General features: G+C 44.2%; 2 protein-coding genes. Both read left to right on the forward strand.

What is annotated here, in order from left to right:
• Positions 1-220: 220 nt before the first annotated feature.
• On the forward strand, positions 221-2,287 hold the full coding sequence (gene fdhF, locus VN429_RS03530) for a formate dehydrogenase subunit alpha (protein ID WP_325629856.1): 2,067 nt from the start codon (positions 221-223) through the stop codon (positions 2,285-2,287).
• 2 nt (positions 2,288-2,289) lie between these two features.
• On the forward strand, positions 2,290-3,433 hold a 1,144-nt coding region (locus VN429_RS03535; protein ID WP_325629859.1), incomplete at its 3' end, for a Coenzyme F420 hydrogenase/dehydrogenase, beta subunit C-terminal domain.

Genomic DNA, 3,433 nt, shown 5'->3' on the forward strand with positions numbered 1-3,433 from the left:
CCTTTAAACAGATTGTATGTTTGCGATGTTTCATTCCGGCAACGGACTATTCATCAGATCAATCCCAGGACAGTTTACCATATCTGTCCAGATTGTGGAGTGATTTTTATCAGGATTCAACGGGAAGAATCCAGGTATTTAGATGAAAAGCATGAAACTTTGGTAAACCAGGGGCACAGATGTGTCCTTTCGCTTGTATATAAAAACTCGGGGATACGAGATGACTACAAAACTTACTAGTCTTGTTCGATATGTTCAGACTACCTGCCCATATTGTGGCGTCGGGTGTGCACTGAATCTTGTCGTCAAAAATGAAAAAGTGGTTGGGGTTGAGCCCTGCAAACGAAGTCCAATCAATGAGGGAAAACTCTGTCCTAAAGGAGTAACCTGCTGGGAATCTGTTCACAGTCCTGATCGACTTGTCTCTCCTCTGATAAAGAAAAACGGCACTTTCGTAGAAGCATCATGGGATGAAGCATTAGATCTGGTTGCAAAGAAATTAAAAGAAACATGGGAAAAGTATGGAGCCAGAGGACTTGGATTTCATACTTCATGTAGAACAGTAAATGAAGATTGCTACATCTTCCAGAAATTTGCAAGGTGTGCTTTTAAGACTAATAATGTCGACAATTGTGCACGAATCTGCCATGGTCCTTCAGTAGCAGGCCTGTCTCTCTCGTTTGGTTCAGGGGCAGCTACAAACGGTTTTGAAGATGCCCTAAATTCAGATCTCATCCTGATGTGGGGATCTAATGCTATGGAAGCACATCCCCTGGCAGGAAGACGTGTTGCTCAGGCGAAAATGAAGGGGATACCCGTATTAGTTGTAGATCCACGATTTTCAACGACTGCACATATTGCAGATACCTGGTATCAGTTCAACCCGTCCACTCATATTGCTCTCATAAACTCAATGATGTACTGGATTATCAAAGAGGGCAAGCATGACAAGAAATTCATTGAAGAGAGAACCGAACACTTTGAAGATCTGAAGAAAGCTGTAGAAAATTATAAAGATGCAGAAAATATCCATGGTGTTCCACTCGAAAGAGTAAAAGAACTTGCCTTTAGATATGCAGATGCCAAAAATGCAGTAATTATCTACTGTCTTGGTATTACTGAACTGACTACAGGTACAGACAACGTTAGATCCCTCGGTAATCTCGCCATGCTCTGTGGTAATATTGGTCGCGAAGGAGTAGGTGTCAATCCTCTTCGTGGACAAAATAACGTGCAGGGTGCCTGTGATATGGGTGCATACCCGAACGTTTATTCCGGATATCAGAAATGCGAAGTCCCAGAGAACCGGGCAAAGATGGAAAAAGCCTGGGGAGTTACTGATCTTCCTGACTGGTACGGAGTTACCCTTACCGAACAGATCAATCAGTGCGGCAATGAGATTAAGGCATTATATATGCTTGGGATCAATCCGGCTGTTACCTATCCTGATTCCAATCATGTGAAAAAACAACTTGAGAAGCTTGACTTCCTTGTTGTCCAGGATATTTTCATGACTGAAACCTGCCAGTATGCTGATGTAATACTGCCGGGAGCCTGTTTTGCTGAGAAAGATGGAACCTTTACCAGTGCTGAACGTCGTGTAAACCGTGTACGCAAAGCAGTAAATCCACCAGGACAAGCAAAAGAAGATATCTGGATCATTGCTGAACTGGCAAAACGGTTCGGCCTGAAGACTTTCAATCTCCCAACAGGAAAGGATGTTTGGGACGATATGCGGGCTGTTACTCCTTCTATGTTCGGTTGCACCTATGAACGAATGGAAAAACCAGAATCTACCATCTGGCCATGTCCAACCGTTGATCATCCGGGAACACCTATTCTGCACCGTGAGAAATTTGCAACACCTAATGGAAAAGGCCAGTTCTTTGGTATTGAATATAAAGCACCGGCAGAAGTGGCTGATAAAGAATTCCCATTCACTCTAATGACCGGGCGTGTTATATTCCATTATCATTCCCGGACCCAGACTGGTCGTTGCGGGGCCCTTGATTATGAAGTGCCAGCTTCATATGTGCAGATGAACTCCACTGATGCCACACGTCTTGGAATAGTTCAGGGAGAAAAGGTTGTATTGAAGAGTCGTCGTGGTCAGACCGAGACAGTTGCCTGGGTGGGCGAAGATGTAGCACCTGGAGTTCTGTATATGGCGATGCATTTTGCAGAGGGTGTAAATAATGTAACTAATACGGCACTTGATCCTCTGTCAAAGATGCCTGAGCTTAAACACTGTGCCGTTTCTGTTGCCAAATGTGCAGGAGGAAAATAATCATGGCAGCAAAAGGAGACCTCCTATACGCATGGACTACTGATAGTGGACTTGCGAGCAAAGCTGAATGTGGAGGAGCAGTAACTGCCCTTTTACGCCATGCTCTTGAGACCAAAATGGTTGATGCCGTAGTAGCAGTGACAAAGGGGTATGATATTTATGATGCTATCCCGGTTGCAATTACCGATCCCAAAGAACTTGATATGACGGCTGGATCACTTCATTGTGGAACTCTACTTCTGGCCACATTCATCAAGAATTATCTGGACGGGGCAAAGACAATGAAGCTCGGTGTTGTGGTGAAAGGATGCGACCTCATGGGCCTGCTTGAAGAAGCAAAACGCAATGATGTTGACATGAATAATATCCTCACCATCGGAGTCAATTGTGGTGGATCAGTCAGTCCAGGTGTAGCCCGGAAGATGATACGGGATAAATACGGTGTAGATCCGGATACAGTACACAAAGAAGAGATTGATAAAGGTCAGTTCATCATTGAATATGAAGGTCAGCATAAAGGCATTTCTGTCGATGAACTTGAAGAGGAAGGTTTTGGCCGCCGCACCAACTGTCGCCGTTGTTTATATAAAATTCCACGTCAGGCCGATCTTGCCTGTGGTAACTGGGGCGTTATTGGTGAAAAAGCAGGAAAGGCAACATTTGTTGAAGTTTGTAGCGAGAAGGGTGCTAATCTGCTCACCAAGGCAGTATCTGCAAAGAAACTCGATATTGAAGCTGCCAACCCTAAAGGCATAGAGATCAGAGGCAAAGTCGAAGGAGCCATGATCAAGCTAGGAGACAAATGGAGAAAACATGATTTCACTGCCCTTAGAGACAACCTTTGGGAGACTATCAAAAAAGAAACTTCAAGGTGTGTGAAATGTTATTCCTGCATTGAGAAATGTCCTGTCTGTACTGCTACCGCATTCAAAGGCAGAGATGAATCCCTTATGGTACGCAGGGGTAAACTACCATCTGATCCGATGTTTCATCTCCGGAGATTTGCCCATATTTCTGATAGTTGTATCAACTGTGGACAATGTGAAGAACTGTGTCCGATGGAGATACCCCTGGCTCTCTACTCTCATGCAATCAGGGTTGAGGCAGACAATGCATTTGAACCAAAACTTGGAAAACCGATTTATT

The organism is Methanospirillum sp. (genome assembly GCF_035560735.1).
Taxonomy (GTDB): domain Archaea; phylum Halobacteriota; class Methanomicrobia; order Methanomicrobiales; family Methanospirillaceae; genus Methanospirillum.

Coding starts and splice junctions, on each gene's coding strand:
- fdhF (WP_325629856.1), top strand. CDS start 221: ATGACTACAAAACTTACTAGTCTTGTTCGATATGTTCAGACTACCTGC.